The following is a 16,245-nucleotide window of genomic DNA, read 5'->3' on the forward strand; positions in this document are numbered from 1 at the left end:
CAGATATCCCCCTTATTGATCAAGATTATTCCTCATCTCATTCGGAAATTTGTGATCGATCTTCTCTCTGACTTTCAGATAATAAGCAACCTCCAGACGTTTCCTCTGCAGGCGGCAGCCCAGCGGGTAGACCTCATTCAGGCTGCCGCTGTAGGCAGTATTGGAAGCATGGCAGCCGCCGCTGCAGGAATAACGCGCCCAACAGTTCATACATTCCGGCTTGGCATAAATATTAGCCTTACGGAAGGAATCTACGATATCCCGGTTCAAGGAACCCCGTTCCTGCAGAGACCCCATCTTATACGCGGGCTGTCCTACAAATTGATGACAGGGATAAATATCCCCTTCCGGCGAAATTGCCGCATACTCATATCCCGCTCCGCATCCGGAGAGTCGTTTGGGCAGACATGGCCCGGCATCCAATCCGGCATTAAAATGAAAAAAATTAAAGTTCTTGCCTTGTTGCTTATAGGCCAGCACTGTCTCACCTAAAACATCATAAGCTTCATTTATTCTGTCCATATCTTCTTCCTGAAAAGCATACTCCTTATCCGGCTCGGCCACCACGGGCTCCAGCGAAATTCTGTCTATTCCCAAATCAGCGAGATGAATGACATCCTTGTGAAAATCCGTGTTGAAGTGAGTGAATGTTCCGCGGACATAATAATAAGTTCCGATGGCATAAGGTGATGCTTCCGGCCTTCTTTCAATAAACTCCCGGATTCGCGGTACTATTCTGTCATAGCTTCCCCTTCCTCCCGGAAATGGTCTTGCCCGGTCATTGACCTCTTTACGTCCATCCAGACTAAGTACGGCACTGATCTCTTCCCGTTCAAGGAAAGTCCGGATTTCCTGGTCCAAAAGAACAGCATTGGTTGTTAAGGTAAATTTAATCTTTTTACCTTTTTCCTTTGCCGCCTTTTTTCCATAAGTCACAAGTTCTTTAACTACCTCAAAATTCATCAGCGGCTCCCCGCCAAAGAAATCCACTTCACAGTGAGGTCGACTGCCGCTGTGTTCTAAAATAAAATCTATGGCCTTTTTACCTGTTTCCAAATCCATCATCCGGCGTCCTCCGCCAAAAGCTCCCGTTCCGGCAAAACAATAGGTGCAACGAAGGTTGCAATCATGGGCAACATGCAGGCATATCGCTTTGATGAGCGGTTCCTCAGGGTATCGGATTTCATATTTTTCCGCTTCAGGCGAAAACAGGGTTCCTTCATCCTGCAGTTGTCCCAGTTCGTCCAATATTTCTTCTTTTTCCGTTTTTTCCAGCCAGCTGCCTGTCTTTGCCAGCAGCAACTCACCCTTGGCCAGCAATTCTGGATTTTCTGTTTGTAAAGTCTCGATTTCCCGGATTAGCCGGTATGTTTTTTGATCAAGCAGATGCAATGATCCCGTATTGACATCATAGGCAATATATAACTCTTTTTGTTGGTATACATGAATATTTGAGGATATTTTGTAGTTTTTCAGCTTCAGCATTTTTACCTCTTCCCAGTAATTGTTCTTCACTTACTGATTTTATCAAACCGTAGCTTCCTTCAGTTTTCAATTATACCAGATTCCATACCGGCTTCCTACTGAACAACAGAAAACCCGCTTTTTCAAGCGGGTTTTCTGTCTGGATCATTATGGGCTCTCTGCTCAAAGCTTACTCAATAAATTATTTCTCGCAAACCTGATTTCCGACAGTACAGGATGTTTTGCAGGCAGACTGACATGATGTCTGGCACTTGCCGCAGCCCCCGTCCTTGACCGTTGAGCTTAAATTTCCTTTGATGACGGTTTCAATATGTTTAGCCATGATATTTCCTCCTGGTTAATTAGATTGACTGAATCTATACAACACCCGGCCGTCTGCGGCAGACCCTGTGATCACAGCGCTTACCGAAGGGACCTGAGGTTCATCAACAAAAGCATACCACATTTTTAATTGTTCCGTATTTACGACCTTGCCGTAAGAAATATTACCATTAATCGTTTTTACTGTGATTGCTGAAATGTCCGGATTGTTTACCTTGCCATAATACAGAGAATACTGTCCATGTTGTTTATTTCCTAAATCCGCATAACGCCACTGAAGGCCTTCCGGATAGGTAATCAGCTTCCCAACACCGCTGCCAATCCAGTCCCAGCCAAATGTATTTTTAATAAACATTCCTGCGCTTAACTCATCTTGATAACTATAAAACACGATTGCCGAATTTTCACTGACCTGTTCTATGTGAAGCATTGTATACCCCTCAGGGATATACGGCTTGGCTTTCTCCACAGCATCCTCCAAGGAGTTACACCCGGACAAAGTAAACAATGACAACAAGGACATTACCATGAGAATAAGTCTGACACGCTGCCCAAGTCCCTGCTTCTTGCAGCTTTTGTACCACTGTGACATAGAATCCATTCTCCTTAACTAGATCATCCAATTTCCAGGGTGATGGCCCTAGGGATAAAAAAACCAGCGCCAGCGCTGGCTCCCTATTTTTAAGTTGGAGCGGAAGACGGGATTCGAACCCGCGGCCCTCGGCTTGGGAAGCCAATGCTCTACCACTGAGCCACTTCCGCACGTTCATTTTCAGTAAGACTATTATATTGACATTTTTTTATTTCGTCAAGTTAAACCATTTCCTGTCAGCCTTGCATCTTTCCGTTCATTTTCTGTCAAACGATTTAAAGAAGTTAGATAAACAAAAAAACTACAGAAACCCCAGCATCTGCCCCTCATATGTTTGAGGGACAGCAGAAAACGTTTTGTAATTTTTCCCAATAAAATAAGATCCTGAAATTTAATAAAAAAAAGACGAGTTTTACCTTTAAGGGTAAAATTCGCTTTTAAATCAGCAAATAAAATATGGTGCCTCAGGACGGAATCGAACCGCCGACACGAGGATTTTCAGTCCTCTGCTCTACCGACTGAGCTACCGAGGCAAAATGGTGACCCATACGGGATTCGAACCCGTGTTACCGCCGTGAAAGGGCGGTGTCTTAGGCCGCTTGACCAATGGGCCATCTACTGAATATTGCTCACGTTTTTGAATTATATCATTTGAACGGAAGATAATCAACTGGAAATACCAAAATAATCTTTATCTTTTTCATTATTTATTTTTATCCCTTGGCAGATCCGCATAGAGGACAATTTTGCAAGGAAAAGGGCATTTCCAGACCACATTTTTCCAGTAATTCCGCATCCGCCAAAATTTCCCCGGCCTTTCCATCCGCCGCGATTTGGCCGTCTTTCATCACAATTACCCTTTGACAGATTTCCATGACCATGTCCAGATCATGACTGGTCATTATTTTCGTATGGCTAAAGCCTTTCAGCAGTTCCAGAACCTTTCTTCTCGCTTTAGGATCAAGAGCAGAGGACGGTTCATCCATAATCAGAACATCAGGGTGCATGGAAAGTACTGCGGCAATCGCTGCCGCGCGTTTTTCCCCTCCGGAGAGTTTATATGGCGCCCGATCCTTGAGGTGGAGAATTCCGACCTGTTCCAAAGCATCAAAAACCCGCTTTTTTACTTCCTGTTCCTCAAGCTTGTAATTGCGGGGACCAAATGCCACATCATCATAAACCGTTGTCATAAACAACTGGTCATCGGGGTCCTGAAAAACCATTCCCAGTCTTTGACGGATCATGGGTAAAGTATCCTTTGTCACATGAGTATCTCCAACGGTCACCTCCCCTTTTTGCGGAAAAATTACCCCCATCAGAAGCATCAGCAATGTTGATTTTCCTGCGCCGTTGGCTCCGATGATTCCGACGGCCTCTCCATGACTGACCAGAAAAGATATCCCATTGATGGCTTTATGCCCATCCGGATAAGCAAAATGCAACTCATTTACCTCAAGCTTATGATGGCTCATTTATTTCATCACTCCTGTCATCAATGATCCCAATATCAAGGGTATATTATAGATTCTGGCCAAAGCGAACAAAGACAGCCATCCCAGAAAATAAACAAGATCCCGGACTTTGACCTTTCTGGAATATCCCATATTATACTCGCCATTGAACGCCCGCAGACACATCGCCTGATACACCCGCTCCGCCCGGTCAAAGGTCCTGAACAGCAACTGTCCCGCCAGTGTTCCCCACGCGCTCAGCTGAATTCCCTTCTGCCCGGGAGCCCTCAGGGAATACGCTCTCATCGTCCTTGCCGCTTCTTCCAGCAAGACATTAATATATCTATAGGTTAACACCAGCTGCAGGACGAAGACTCGGGGAATTTTAAGCATCCTCATTGCCGCCGCCAAGCCATCCATTCCGGTGGTCGCCACCAGCAGGAGAGCGGCTGTAACGGTTAAAGCGCTTTTAAGCATAATCGAAAAAAAGGTTATCCAGCCCATAGAAATGCTGAATCCGGCAAATAAAAATACCTGGTCGTCAAAAAAGGGATTGAAAATACCTATCCCTATGATCAGAGGCTCCACCAGCAGGATTCTTTTTAAAATGGGAACAACAGGAATCTCTCCTAAGGCAAAAAGCAGGACAGGATAGAAAAAAAACGGCAGTAAACCGGCAATTTCATATCTGCCAAAGGATACAACCACAGTTAAATAGACAACTGTAGTCAGTAGCTTGATTAAAGGATGAAGCCCGTGAAGAAAGGTTTTCTTCCGGGCCAGATCATCCAAGAGCCTCATATTATATAAGGAATTAACCATATCGGACATCGTTTCAATCCGTTTCTGTTATATTACTTCTATATTACTTCATGATTTCTTTTTACTTGATTTTTATGCCGCTTTTTCCTGCCTCTTTTTTACCTTACTGACGACCAGTCCGGCCAGAGCGGCCAAAGCAAGGGTCAGGCCCCCGCCAACCAGACCTGATACACTGGTTCCTGCGCTGACCGCAGGCCAGGATTCTTCTGCATCTTCTCCCGTCCCTTGGGCTGCCGACTCATCTTCAGTTGCTTTGAAACCGTAATCCGGTAAAAATGCCGTATTTTCCTGGACCCCGGCAAGGGTCTGATGAATACCATCTTTTGCCTCAAGCTCTTCCACCCCGGCTGTCTTAAACATCGACCATTCCAGACCATCAGGATTTGCCGAAGCAAACCAGGATAACACTCCCCCTGTAATTACCGCCATAATGACAAGCGCTGTCATCACTTTTTTGACAGGGATACCGCCAAGAGATCTTCCGGATAAAGCCCTTTCAATAATTTCAGGACGTTCTCTCCAGACATAGGATACGACCGCTGCCACAACAAGCCCTTCCACAATGCCAATCGCAAGATGAATCGGCTGCATCAGCAGGAGAAAGGTACTGAAGGGAAGCTCTGTAATCCCGGAAAATAAAGTCTCCAAAACCACACCAAGGGCTCCCATCTGCAAACCGAGGATCACTGCCGTCATGCAGGCAAAAAGAATGCGTTTTTGGGAATATCCTTTTTGAATGATCTTTTTATAGATCAAAGGATAGACAACAAAGCAGGTAAAAAAGCCCATATTAAAGATATTGCATCCGAGGGCCAGCAGCCCTCCATCTGCGAAAAACAAGGCCTGAATAGTCAAAATGGCGGCCATTGTCAAGAATCCGGCGTAAGGTCCAAGGATGATGGCCAGCAAGAGACCTCCGCCAATATGTCCGCTCGATCCGGTTCCCGGAATCGTGAAATTAATCATTTGAGCGGCAAAAACAAAGGCTCCCATCACACCCATTAAAGGAGCTTTCTTTTCATCTATATCAGCCTGAACCTTTTTAATTGAATAAGCGGCCAACCCGGCGCTCGCTGCCCACATTGCTCCTCCCACAGCCGGTGAAATCAGGGCATCTGCCATATGCATAATACGTCATCTCCTTCAAGAAAACTTGGATATTTGCAGTTTGATCAAATTTAAAAATTAATATGTATGAAAACATTTTCATATAATCAAGCCTGCAAGACCTTATTATAATCGCAGTTTATTTTTTTACAATCCCCTATCAGGGGATAAAAAAAGGCCGATATGGCCCAAAAAATTTATTCTTTAAAAATCCCAAATTTTATTGTTATACCCATTCGGGCAAATTTTTCTTCATATTCCGTCATAATATTTTCCCGGAAATCACTTCCATGCAGATCAAACGTTTTATACTCTTCCTTAAAGCCCTGCTCGCGCAAATAATCCAGGCTATCCAGAAAAAACGGTTCATTGTCCGTTTTAAGCCATATTTCTTTGGGTTCTTTCAAAAAAGCTTGATACTGCTTCAAGAAATTGGGGTGAGTCAGCCGCCTTTTATGATGTCTTTTCTTCGGCCAGGGCGTACTGAAATTCAGATAGATCCGGCCGATTTCCCCTGGGGCAAAGACTTCTCCGATTTTCTCAATATTCAAGGGAACGATTCTGACATTCTCCAGCCCCGTTTCATTCAGCTTTCTTAAAGCGTAAACTAAAACCTCATCCTGCATATCGACAGCAATATAATTGATTCTATGTTGAGCCTGGGCCAGCCGGGTAATAAAGCTTCCTCTACCGCAGCCCAACTCCAGGTGGATGGGATAATGGTTCCCGAAAACCTCCCGCCACTTCCCAGCCAGTTCTGCCGGAGCAAAGATTACTTTATAATCTTTTTCCATTTCCGGCCGGGCCCACCATTTTTTTCTCAAACGCATTTTGCTTCTCCTTATGCTGAGTACCCGATCGTATCTTAATCTCAATAAGTATAACATGGCCGGAAAAGCAAAGAAAGACTGCCTGAATGAGCTTTCTCAGAAGATCTCTAAATCCCTCATAAACTAATCTTGATGAAAAAACGGGCTTGTTCTTGGAACGATCTTCCAAAAATAATCATACATAATACTATCTATATTTTATTCATCTGTGAGGTGTTATGGTGGAGCGTCTTTCCGAAAAAATCAACGAATCCGTCAAACTTGCCCGGGATTATGTTCTCGAAGGAGGAGAACAAATACTTAACGGGCGTTTGGATGAGGCCCATAAAATATCAATCAGCACAGGAGCAACCGCCCTGGCAACTTTGGCGCAGTTCTTACTCGGCAATCAATATCAAGACAGTCATCAAGCTGGGCTGAAATGGCTTCAGCAAAATCGCCGGGGTAAGGGTTGGAGCAAAGTGCCGAACGGTGATCCGGACCTGGAAATCACACGTCTGGTCCAAAAAGTGCTCTTGGGCAGCCAGAGTAGAAAATTGGTCAAATTTCTCCTCCCCAGTCAGTCCCGGGAATTGGCAAATTTAGTTTTATCCCTCGGACAGAAAGTGGTCTCAGGCATGGAAGGGCCTCTGCCGGATGAAACCAGCCTGCCGAATATTCTTACCGAAAAAGTTTTAAACAAGCTCCCTCCCTATGGCCGTCCTGTGGTGATCGCAGCATCTCTGTTGGCGGTCAAAAATCTCGATCAATCCGGTGTAAGCGAGGCCATAGTCTATCTTTGTGATTGCCGGATGAAGGATGGCTCCTGGTGCGAAGATATTGTAGCGACAAGTTTGGCTACCATCGCTCTGATCCGGGCCGGTGTATCCGGTGAGCAAGTGGACCAGGCGGGACAATGGCTAAAATCAAAGCAATACAGCAACGGCGCCTGGCCTGCTTTTGACCAATTGTTGACTTGGTCGACCGGTCTGGCCATTCAAAGCTTTATCCAGTTTCCGCAAAGCTCTGACGAACGTGACTGGCTCAACCGGGCGGCAAAGTGGCTGGCTGCCCGGCAAAACACTGATGGAAGTTTCGGTTCAACTCCGCCATTTGCCCAGCCGGACTTAGATGATACTGCCATCGCTTTGATGGGTTTACAACATTTTAACAGCAAAGCGGCTCATCACTGTGCAGAATTGCTGCGGCGGCTGCAAAACAAAGACGGAAGCTGGAGTACGTTTCCGAGCTTTAAGGGAGTCCCCCCCGCTTTAGAATGCACATTTCCTGTCTATATTCCCAGTACCGATGTTACCATTCATGTCTTAGACGGTTTATGGGGAATGCCCGGAAGGAACAGCAATATTGAAGTTGCTCAAGGGTTGCATTGGTTATTGGAACAACAGCTTCCTTCCGGAGAAATTCCGGGTATTTGGTATGAAGGGCCCATCTATGCTACCGCTCAAGCTCTGGAGCTCCTCAATAAGTGGTCAAACAGCTGGAGACGCTGGCGATCAGCCGGCCAAATCTTTGATGTTCAGAGAAAAGCATATCAATATCTGTTATCCCTGCAAAATTCCGATGGGAGCTGGGGCTCTTCGGTGACTGAGACATCTTTAGCTTTATCTGCTCTGTCTTACGCCGGTTCCCAGCTTCCCCCGGACATTTATCCCAAAGGACTGTCCAGTATCATTTCCAGTCAGTTGACAAACGGTTCATTTCAACCATCTTATCAAGGAATCTATGCCAAGGGATGGGACTATGAAGAACCTCTCACTACTGCTTTGACAGCAATCAGAGCCTTGGAAAGATACAGATTGCTTCTCTACCGGCACAGCTAATTTTAGAAAGAGTTTAAGAATAAGATTATGATAGAAATCAACCAACTTTCAAAAATGTATCCCGGCGGGAAAGGGATCAAAGATCTCAGTTTTGAGGTCAAGCAAGGCGAGATCTTCGGCTTCCTGGGTCCAAACGGGGCGGGAAAAACAACGACTATCCGGATCTTAATGGGTTTTCTGCGTCCGGACAGCGGAGCAGCCAAAATAAGAGGGAGAGATACCTGGCAAGAAAGAACCGGCCTCAAGCGGATTATCGGTTATCTTCCGGGAGAACTCCATTTCTTTGACCGGCTTTCCGCCCAAGAAATATTGTTGCTTTTCATCCAAATGCACGGTAACCATTCCAAGCTGAAAGAGAATTACAAAAAATTAATCAAGCGTTTTGATTTGGATATCCGCCAGCCGGTCTGGAAAATGTCCAAAGGAATGAAGCAAAAGTTAGGCCTGATTTCTGCCTTCATGCTCAATGCCGAAATTCTTCTCCTGGATGAGCCCACCTCCGGGTTAGACCCGTTAATGCAAAAAGTCTTCATTGATTTGGTCCTTGAAGAGAAGGAAAAAGGGACAACAGTTCTGATGTCTTCCCATCAGTTTTCGGAAATTGAAAAAACCTGCGGTCGTGTGGGCATGATCCGGGAAGGAGAATTGCTGACTGTTGAAGATATCGCTCAATTGAAACAGATCAAACGCCAAACGTTTGACATCCGGACTAAAAATGAAGAAGCCGCTCAGTATTTACGTCAAAGCGGTCTGCACATTCTTCATGAAGAGGGCCTTTCGTTCAGGATTGAGACAAGCGGCAACCTGAATGTCCTGTGGAGAGTTCTTGCCGAAACCCAGATCGAGGAATTTCATCAACAACCCCTTGAACTGGAAGAAACGTTTATGCAATATTATCACTGATTTCCGGCTTTATGATCTATGTGAGGAGACTGCTGCATGTTGATCAATCTGCCCTTTTTCAAAGTCATGTTTAAACAACAACGAAATACGGTCTTAAAAATTTCCGGTGGAATTGTTCTCTATGAACAACTGCTCACCTGGGTTTACCCTGCTATCTCTAAAACTCCGGCCGTAACGGAAATTGTCGATTCTTTTCCTTCTGCTGTGAAAACTGTATTTGGAGTCTCCGCCAACGCCAGAACAGATACTTTTGAAGCATATCTTTGCAGCCAGTTTTTTGCCCGAATCTGGACAATGCTCATGGCCCTCTATGGAATTAACTCCGCTAATGCTTTGTTGTCCAAATTGGTTGAGGACGGCTCCCTGGCCTTTCCTTTATCTGCCCCCATCTCGAGAAGCCGGGTTTTGACCACTCAGGCAGCGGTCCTTTTTGTGAACAACGGTTTGTTAATTACCATGACTTTTCTTGGTTTATTCTTGGGCACCCGTGTTTTTGGGATAATGATTGACAAAACCCCTTACCGGCACTTTTTCTTCCTGTCATTGTCTTTCTTTTCCGTGATCAGCAGTTATAGCCTGTTGTTTTCCACCCTGGCCGAAAAGGAAAAATCTTTGGCTTATGCTTACGGCTTAACCTTTATTTTTTACGTGCTGGACGTTCTGGCCGGTCTTTCAGAACAATTATCCTGGATGGGAAATTTATCCCTTTTCCGTTTGCTTAAACCTCAGGAAGTTTTAGAGGGTACAATCAAGCCTACCGGAATTTTTATCGGCTTATCCTTAAGTGCTTGTCTTCTTCTTTATCTCGCTGTCCGGGTTTTTGAGAAAAAAGATTTGCCCCTGTAAGCAACGTTATTCGCTTTGATCAGCCTATTCGCAATTCTTGATATAAAATATGGCCAGCTGGGTCCTGTCTCTGAAGCCCAGCTTTTCCAACAAAGCCGTCACATAATTTCTGACCGTACCTTCACTGATCTTGAGCTCTCTGCCAATTTCCCTGTTTGAACAGCCTTCTCCGACCAGTTTCAGTATTGCAAATTCACGAGGAGAAATCGCAAGCTGTTCCGGGGTTGTTTTCTTGCCTTCCCTGAGCATGGAAGAAAGAGCTGTGGCTACTTCCCGTTCTAAAACGATATTTCCTTTAGCAACAGCCCTCAAGCTCTCGATAATACTGTCCGCAGGCTGATTTTTGAGGATATAGCCCTCAGCTCCGCATTTTAAAGCTTCTTTGATATATTCTTCATCCATAAACGTTGTCAGCATCACGACTTTGATTTCCTCAAACTGATTTTTCAGATGTTTGGTTCCCAATACTCCATCCATGACAGGCATGCGGATATCCATCAGAACCAGATCAGGTTTTTTCCGCCTGCAGATCTCCAAGGCCTCCTGCGCATTCCCCGCAGCCCCCAAAACCTCAAAATCCGGCTCCATCTTTAGAATCAGTTCCAGACCTTCTCTGATTAAGGCATCATCATCAACAATGAGAATCTTCAATTACACACCATTCCCTTCATGATTCCCGACCGGCAGGAAGCAGACAATCAAAAACCCCTCATCTGAACTGATGGAGATTGTTCCTCCCATATCCGCCACTCTTTCCTTCATCCCGCTGATCCCTAATCCTTCCTTAATCTTCTTACAACCGATACCATTATCCTTGATATACAGTCTGGAGAATTTTTCGTTAATCTCCAAGAAAATTTCCATTTGGGTCGCTCTGGAATATTTAGCTGCATTGGTCAGGGCCTCTTTAAAAATTGAAGATAATATCTCCATATGGGGTGGAGCCAGGGAACCGGCATCTCCCAAAACCTTAAACTGAGCGGGACAAAAGCCGAAGTTATCAATGATACTTTTTAGATAAGCTATCCCTAAAGTTTTATCCGGTTTGATGTTATATACCGTGTTTCTCAAAAGAGACAAAGCTTCAGCCAGGCTCTCAATAGATTTCTTTATGATCTCCTCAGCTTTTTTCCGGTCCTTTGCCAAGATCCTGTCTGCTGCCTGGAGCTGAAATAAAATCCCGGCTATACTATGGCCGACATGATCATGAATGTCCCTGGCAATCCGGTTTCTTTCCCTGACCTCAGTTAAATGCGCGACCTCTTTAGATACCTGAAGCAGCTTATTCTTGGCCTTCTCAAGATCATATCTCAAGCGCCTTTCTTCGTCTAATCTGCTCAAATATTCAGACTGGCTCTGCTCAGCTTCTTTCAAGACAAAAGCTAAAGCCGCACTTACGGCCATAAGCAGGCTTACTAAAGGAGTGTTAAACTCTATGGCCAGAAGCAAACCGAGAATAAATACGGGCAAAACCAATATCCATACTTTTCGATATACTAAGTCAAATATTGAAATACAGAGAAGAACCATAAAACTCCGGTCAAACCAGATTCCTATACAAACAAGGATAAATGAAATTATGATCCAATGCAGGGTGTCAGAAAATCTTTCTTTGAAAACATTTACACCTGAAAAAAGGACGATTAACAGAACTTCAGTGTAGGACACATTATCGGAGCTGATAAACAAAAAAATGATATAGATTAAGAAAAGAATCTTCATTAAATGTTTCATGTGCCCTCAACTGTGTTTGAGTTATTTTACTTTTTCAGAGTATGTTTGAAAAATTCCACGTTTTTTTATTAACTCCTGCTGTTTGAAGACTTTGACAGATTCCAACTATCTTTTGAAGGATCTTTTATGATCAACATAATCATAGAAGCTTTCATCCGCATGGTTTTCCAAGTTACCCCGGAGAACGCTGAACAACAGTTTGGGCTTTCTCAAGATGTCCCAATCCCCCTGGGCATCCGCCTTCCTCATTGATACGATAACCCGGGCTTTAGAAATTGTTCCATATTTTTTTCCGGATAATCGGCCCCATTTTTTCAGACGCAGGCCAAAATCTACATCTTCCAGCATTCTCTGTTCTTCATTAAAACCATTAATGGCCTCAAAATCTTTTTTATAGCACCAAAAAATTCCTGCGCTTACACCCCCATATTTTATCACTATAGGAATCAATAAGAGGCCGTTAAACCAGAGGCCCAAGGACAGTCTTTCACATTTCCACTTTACCCCGCCGCCGATATACTTTCCTGTAAGCAGTTTTGCTTCAATTTCCGTCAGCATATTCGCTGTCATTTGACTATCGGCGTCGATTGTTACGAGAATTTCCCCCCGGGCCGCTTTCGCCCCGGCATTGCGGATCATTGACATGTTTTTTCGGTCCTCTTTGACAATGACACAATGATACGCTCTGGCGATTTCTTCAGTGCGGTCCGTACAGCGGTTTAATACTACGATGATCTCCACTTGATCCTTATAGGGAACTGCTGCGGCAAGAATAGAATCTAAGCATCTTCCAATATAGTTTTCTTCGTTATAAGCCGGAATAATCACGGAAAATTTCATTTTTTATCCCCCTCTATCCTATCGTCCCGCAGATTCTCGCAACCTGCATACGACTTTATTTTTTCAGATTGCGAAGTGCTTTTACTCAGTTGCTTATAATAAAATCAAGGATATTGCGATTAATATCATTCGCATTTTCTACATTCATTACATGCCCAATCCCAGGCATAACCTTTAACTGAAGATTAGGAATCATTTTCTCTGGCATGGATGCGTGGTTATTTCGCAGCATGACAGATATCAAGCAATATTTTCTTTTTTCCAGCTCCCTAAGAATAGAAAGACTATAGTAAACAACAGAACTACGGCCATATTACTGCTGATCGCGGCCAATCCCTGATTATCCAGGAGCTTGCTGACTCCATCCATAATCCAGTAGGTCGGGGTAAATTTGCCGCTATTATTTAAGACTGTTGTTGCTGTTTCATGCTCCCACAAGCACCCGCCAAGAAGACCCATAAAGAAAGCAATGAATATTCCCGCAAACAAAGCCTGCAAGGTGCTTCTAGCCAGGGAGTTGACCGCTGTGCCCAGCGCCACCGATATGAGGGAAGCAGTGAGGAAAAGAAGGTACATTGCCGCCGGGGATATCCCCATATAAACACCCAGCCATTTAAGAACCAAAAACACAACGCTCACTTGGATTACAGAAATGATTAAATAGCTTAGGACATTTTGAACCGTATAACTTCTTAAGGTGACAGGAGTCATTAATGTCCGGTAAAAAGTTTTGTTTTCGCGATCAAATTGTATTATTGAAGCAATTAATACACCGGCCATTAGGATGCTTTGCAGAAAGCTTCCAAGCACAATATAGGCTTTCTCTTTTTGCCTGTCCATTAGTGGCCGATTATCCATTTGCAAATAAGCGTTATTGATTAAATCCATTTTATTATAGAAATCATTTTGATCACCATTGGCTATTTTGGCTATTTCTCTGGCAGCTTGGAGATAGTTCTCCGCATATTGTTGGACGAGCTGAGCCTGATCATTCTCTTTAAGAAAATAACTTTTTACGCTCACCTCTTCTCCCGCAAGCATTTTTTCCGTATAGCCTTTGTTCAGAACAAGGGCATAGATGATCTTAGAACTAAAAAGTTCATTGTTAATCTGTTCCTTATTTACGCTTTTCATCTCCGTCACTTGAGCAAGCTGATTTTTCAGCAGTTTGGTGTATTCTGTCTGATCCTGATCACAAATACCAATGCTCAGCATTTTATCCTTTGGGACAATTGATGAATAAGAAAAGGTCAAAAGCACTGTCGGTAATAGAATAACAACAAAGAGAAGAATCTTATTTTTCATTATCCTTCTTAAATTATTCAACAATATACTCATATCGGTTTTCTCCTTCCCAAATAGAGTGTTAATCCTAACAATACAACCGCCAACAAGGCCAAAGAAAGGAGGGAAAGCTGTATTCCTGAAGAATAACCATTCAATACTGTTTCCGTGATAATCATATAGGTGTGGTATTGGGGACTAAGAAAAAGGATGGCTTTCAACAGCCCGTGGGCGATTCCTAATCCTCCCACAAAGGCTGCCGCTGTGAATAAAATGTTTACACACACCACAATGATGGCACTGAGTCCTATTCTTGTGGTCAGATAGCCGGCACTCATTCCTAAGGCAGTTATAATCGCTGTGTAAAGAGCAAAAGCTGTTACGATGGAAAATAATTGCCCGTGCATGAATGGGCCATAAACATAGATAAAATAGCCGATAAAAATAGCGCTGCTCGGGGAGAGGGTAATAGCATTGCCTAAAAATTGGCCGCCGGCCAAGGCAATCTTATTGATCGGAGCTACATTAAATCTGATAAGGGTATTCCTCCGCCTCTGATTCGCTACAGAAAAAGTCCCTAATAAAGCACCGTAACAAAGCATCTCCATTAATCCGAAGAGAGGAAATTTGTCCGCGTCTTTAATCACTCTCCCTGTTGGCGAAAGCATTGTTTGTTCAATGGCGGCGGACTTTTCTGTCGGACTGAATTCCGCTTCATTTGGATTTAAAGTAAAAAAAGAATTGACTTCATGGACAAAATTTGCCACCAAAAGTTTGGTCAGCGCATTGTTTTCCTTACCCAATATCCGGATGCTTGGTTTGAGTTCCTGCCCCCTGCCCGGGGAAAGGTCCTTTTCCAGATAAATGAAATTCTGAACTTTTTCATCTTCCACAAGCTTTTGCCCTTCTTCAATGGAATTAACTCTTTGCAGGTCAAAATTATCCCGGATATCTCCGGCCTGGAGATACTGATCAAACTGTCTGCCAATCAAATCTTGGTCTGCCGTAAAGTAAGCTATCCTAACCTTCTCTGTTTTGCTGTTTTCATTAATATTGGCCATTAAATTTACACACATCATAAAAAACACCAGGGGCAATAAAATAAGCAACAAAAACAGTTTCCAGTTTCTGATATTCCCAAGCAAAGTGTAAAAGGTAATCTGTAACAGATTCAACAGAGTCACCTCCTTAATTTCTCAGTGAACGACCGGTCAAAGTGAGAAAAACCGTCTCCAGGCTGGGTTGTTCAACGTTAAAAGAAATCACTTCCGCGCTTTCAGAAACAAGGCCAAAAATATCCCGGATATTTTTGCTGTTCTTTGCAGAGATTACTGTCACCTTTGTCCCTTCAACATAGCTCTCTTTTACTCCCGCCAGCTTATTGAGCTTCTCAATCAGGGTATAGCTTGCCGAGGATAATTCGGCAGTTACCCGTTCTTCACTGGTCATCATCTCTTTGAGTTCCTCTTTTGTCCCGGCAGCAATTACTCTGCCATGATCCATAATGATGATCCTGGTACAGACTTCTTCGACTTCCTCCATATAGTGAGAGATATATATGATGGTCGACCCCTGTCTGTTCAGTTCTTTAACTGCCTGGAGGATATAGCTTCTGGACTGAGGATCAATCCCCACCGTCGGCTCATCCATGATCATCAAACTGGGCTGATGAACAATTGCGCAAGCAATATTGAGCCTTCTTTTCATTCCGTTGGAGAATTTCTTGGGATATTGCTTTTTCTTTTCCAGTAACCCTGTAAATTCAAGCGCTTTTTCTATCCTTTCCTTCAAAAGAGTCCCTCTCAGCCCATAGAGCCTGCCAAAATACATCAGGTTCTCGTAAGCCGTAAGTTCTTCAAAGATGGCAATATCCTGAGGAACTACCCCTAAATCTCTCTTAATCTCTACTTCATTTTCTTTAAGCTTTTTACCGAAAATATAAATTTCACCCCGGTCAATTTTTGTGAGGCCGACCATAGCGTTCACTGTCGTCGTCTTTCCCGCTCCATTAGGGCCAAGCAGCCCTACGATCTCCCCTTTCCGAATAGAGAAGCTTACATTATCCACGGCAATAACATCCTGATATCTTTTCACAAGATTTTTGACCTCTACCAACATTGCGCACCTCCCTTGTCTGAGATTGAGTTCAGGAAAACAGTATCGAATTTGCTGCTTATAGAATAGAACAATACGGAGTCTTACACCAGTGA

16 protein-coding genes and 3 tRNA genes are annotated in these 16,245 nt (G+C 43.8%); 3 read left to right on the forward strand and 16 right to left on the reverse strand.

Annotated elements, in window-relative coordinates; genetic code table 11:
- Positions 1-12: 12 nt before the first annotated feature.
- From scfB to trmB, 10 genes are all read right to left on the reverse strand, one after another.
- Complete coding sequence (scfB, locus tag SGLY_RS16620) at positions 13-1,485, reverse strand: thioether cross-link-forming SCIFF peptide maturase (protein ID WP_013626311.1); 1,473 nt, start codon at positions 1,483-1,485, stop codon at positions 13-15.
- Positions 1,486-1,666: 181 nt separating this feature from the next.
- The gene (gene scfA, locus SGLY_RS17700; protein WP_013626312.1) at positions 1,667-1,807 is read right to left on the reverse strand and encodes a six-cysteine ranthipeptide SCIFF; all 141 of its coding nucleotides are present in this window, start codon (positions 1,805-1,807) and stop codon (positions 1,667-1,669) included.
- A 15-nt stretch (positions 1,808-1,822) separates the two neighbouring features.
- Positions 1,823-2,398, reverse strand: a complete 576-nt coding sequence (locus SGLY_RS16625) for a hypothetical protein (RefSeq protein ID WP_013626313.1) — start codon at positions 2,396-2,398, stop codon at positions 1,823-1,825.
- 95 nt (positions 2,399-2,493) lie between these two features.
- Positions 2,494-2,568, reverse strand: a tRNA-Gly gene (locus SGLY_RS16630).
- A gap of 287 nt (positions 2,569-2,855) precedes the next feature.
- Positions 2,856-2,931 (reverse strand) — tRNA-Phe (locus SGLY_RS16640).
- 4 nt (positions 2,932-2,935) lie between these two features.
- Positions 2,936-3,011 (reverse strand) — tRNA-Glu (locus tag SGLY_RS16645).
- A 100-nt stretch (positions 3,012-3,111) separates the two neighbouring features.
- Positions 3,112-3,870, reverse strand: a complete 759-nt coding sequence (locus tag SGLY_RS16650; protein WP_013626314.1) for an energy-coupling factor ABC transporter ATP-binding protein — start codon at positions 3,868-3,870, stop codon at positions 3,112-3,114.
- The gene (gene cbiQ / locus SGLY_RS16655) at positions 3,871-4,680 is read right to left on the reverse strand and encodes a cobalt ECF transporter T component CbiQ (RefSeq protein WP_013626315.1); all 810 of its coding nucleotides are present in this window, start codon (positions 4,678-4,680) and stop codon (positions 3,871-3,873) included.
- 63 nt (positions 4,681-4,743) lie between these two features.
- The gene (locus tag SGLY_RS16660) at positions 4,744-5,799 is read right to left on the reverse strand and encodes an energy-coupling factor ABC transporter permease (RefSeq protein WP_013626316.1); all 1,056 of its coding nucleotides are present in this window, start codon (positions 5,797-5,799) and stop codon (positions 4,744-4,746) included.
- 176 nt (positions 5,800-5,975) lie between these two features.
- Positions 5,976-6,608, reverse strand: a complete 633-nt coding sequence (gene trmB / locus SGLY_RS16665; protein ID WP_013626317.1) for a tRNA (guanosine(46)-N7)-methyltransferase TrmB — start codon at positions 6,606-6,608, stop codon at positions 5,976-5,978.
- A gap of 218 nt (positions 6,609-6,826) precedes the next feature.
- On the opposite strand from trmB, the gene SGLY_RS16670 reads away from it, so the two are divergent.
- The 3 genes from SGLY_RS16670 to SGLY_RS16680 are packed head-to-tail and all read left to right on the forward strand — an operon-like array spanning position 6,827 to position 10,177.
- The gene (locus tag SGLY_RS16670; protein WP_041444876.1) at positions 6,827-8,428 is read left to right on the forward strand and encodes a prenyltransferase/squalene oxidase repeat-containing protein; all 1,602 of its coding nucleotides are present in this window, start codon (positions 6,827-6,829) and stop codon (positions 8,426-8,428) included.
- A 27-nt stretch (positions 8,429-8,455) separates the two neighbouring features.
- Complete coding sequence (locus SGLY_RS16675) at positions 8,456-9,331, forward strand: ABC transporter ATP-binding protein (RefSeq protein ID WP_013626319.1); 876 nt, start codon at positions 8,456-8,458, stop codon at positions 9,329-9,331.
- A gap of 36 nt (positions 9,332-9,367) precedes the next feature.
- On the forward strand, positions 9,368-10,177 hold the full coding sequence (locus SGLY_RS16680; RefSeq protein ID WP_013626320.1) for an ABC transporter permease subunit: 810 nt from the start codon (positions 9,368-9,370) through the stop codon (positions 10,175-10,177).
- Positions 10,178-10,201: 24 nt separating this feature from the next.
- Here SGLY_RS16680 and SGLY_RS16685 read toward each other — a convergent pair whose 3' ends face one another.
- From SGLY_RS16685 to SGLY_RS16710, 6 genes are all read right to left on the reverse strand, one after another.
- Positions 10,202-10,828 (reverse strand): response regulator, encoded by a 627-nt coding sequence (locus SGLY_RS16685; protein WP_013626321.1) that lies wholly within the window; start codon positions 10,826-10,828, stop codon positions 10,202-10,204.
- Positions 10,829-11,911 carry a sensor histidine kinase gene (locus SGLY_RS16690; protein ID WP_013626322.1) on the reverse strand — a complete coding sequence of 361 codons (1,083 nt, stop codon included), beginning with the start codon at positions 11,909-11,911 and terminating at the stop codon, positions 10,829-10,831.
- A 105-nt stretch (positions 11,912-12,016) separates the two neighbouring features.
- Positions 12,017-12,751 carry a glycosyltransferase family 2 protein gene (locus SGLY_RS16695; protein WP_013626323.1) on the reverse strand — a complete coding sequence of 245 codons (735 nt, stop codon included), beginning with the start codon at positions 12,749-12,751 and terminating at the stop codon, positions 12,017-12,019.
- Positions 12,752-12,991: 240 nt separating this feature from the next.
- A complete protein-coding gene (locus tag SGLY_RS16700) occupies positions 12,992-14,089 on the reverse strand; it encodes an ABC transporter permease (protein WP_013626324.1) in 1,098 nt (365 codons plus the stop codon).
- A complete protein-coding gene (locus SGLY_RS16705; protein ID WP_013626325.1) occupies positions 14,086-15,210 on the reverse strand; it encodes an ABC transporter permease in 1,125 nt (374 codons plus the stop codon). Before SGLY_RS16705 ends, SGLY_RS16700 begins: the two co-directional genes overlap by 4 nt.
- Positions 15,211-15,223: 13 nt before the next feature.
- Entirely contained in the window at positions 15,224-16,153 is a 930-nt protein-coding gene (locus tag SGLY_RS16710; RefSeq protein WP_041444877.1) for an ABC transporter ATP-binding protein, read from the reverse strand.
- Positions 16,154-16,245 lie beyond the last annotated feature (92 nt).

The organism is Syntrophobotulus glycolicus DSM 8271, from assembly GCF_000190635.1.
GTDB lineage: Bacteria > Bacillota > Desulfitobacteriia > Desulfitobacteriales > Syntrophobotulaceae > Syntrophobotulus > Syntrophobotulus glycolicus.

What these genes read in the sequence shown, in the direction of transcription:
- scfB (WP_013626311.1), bottom strand. Translation starts at nt 1,485, where the DNA reads ATGCTGAAGCTGAAAAACTACAAAATATCCTCAAATATTCATGTATAC.
- scfA (WP_013626312.1), bottom strand. Translation starts at nt 1,807, where the DNA reads ATGGCTAAACATATTGAAACCGTCATCAAAGGAAATTTAAGCTCAACG.
- SGLY_RS16625 (WP_013626313.1), bottom strand. Translation starts at nt 2,398, where the DNA reads ATGTCACAGTGGTACAAAAGCTGCAAGAAGCAGGGACTTGGGCAGCGT.
- SGLY_RS16650 (WP_013626314.1), bottom strand. Translation starts at nt 3,870, where the DNA reads ATGAGCCATCATAAGCTTGAGGTAAATGAGTTGCATTTTGCTTATCCG.
- cbiQ (WP_013626315.1), bottom strand. Translation starts at nt 4,680, where the DNA reads ATGTCCGATATGGTTAATTCCTTATATAATATGAGGCTCTTGGATGAT.
- SGLY_RS16660 (WP_013626316.1), bottom strand. Translation starts at nt 5,799, where the DNA reads ATGCATATGGCAGATGCCCTGATTTCACCGGCTGTGGGAGGAGCAATG.
- trmB (WP_013626317.1), bottom strand. Translation starts at nt 6,608, where the DNA reads ATGCGTTTGAGAAAAAAATGGTGGGCCCGGCCGGAAATGGAAAAAGAT.
- SGLY_RS16670 (WP_041444876.1), top strand. Translation starts at nt 6,827, where the DNA reads ATGGTGGAGCGTCTTTCCGAAAAAATCAACGAATCCGTCAAACTTGCC.
- SGLY_RS16675 (WP_013626319.1), top strand. Translation starts at nt 8,456, where the DNA reads ATGATAGAAATCAACCAACTTTCAAAAATGTATCCCGGCGGGAAAGGG.
- SGLY_RS16680 (WP_013626320.1), top strand. Translation starts at nt 9,368, where the DNA reads ATGTTGATCAATCTGCCCTTTTTCAAAGTCATGTTTAAACAACAACGA.
- SGLY_RS16690 (WP_013626322.1), bottom strand. Translation starts at nt 11,911, where the DNA reads ATGAAACATTTAATGAAGATTCTTTTCTTAATCTATATCATTTTTTTG.
- SGLY_RS16695 (WP_013626323.1), bottom strand. Translation starts at nt 12,751, where the DNA reads ATGAAATTTTCCGTGATTATTCCGGCTTATAACGAAGAAAACTATATT.
- SGLY_RS16700 (WP_013626324.1), bottom strand. Translation starts at nt 14,089, where the DNA reads ATGAGTATATTGTTGAATAATTTAAGAAGGATAATGAAAAATAAGATT.
- SGLY_RS16710 (WP_041444877.1), bottom strand. Translation starts at nt 16,153, where the DNA reads ATGTTGGTAGAGGTCAAAAATCTTGTGAAAAGATATCAGGATGTTATT.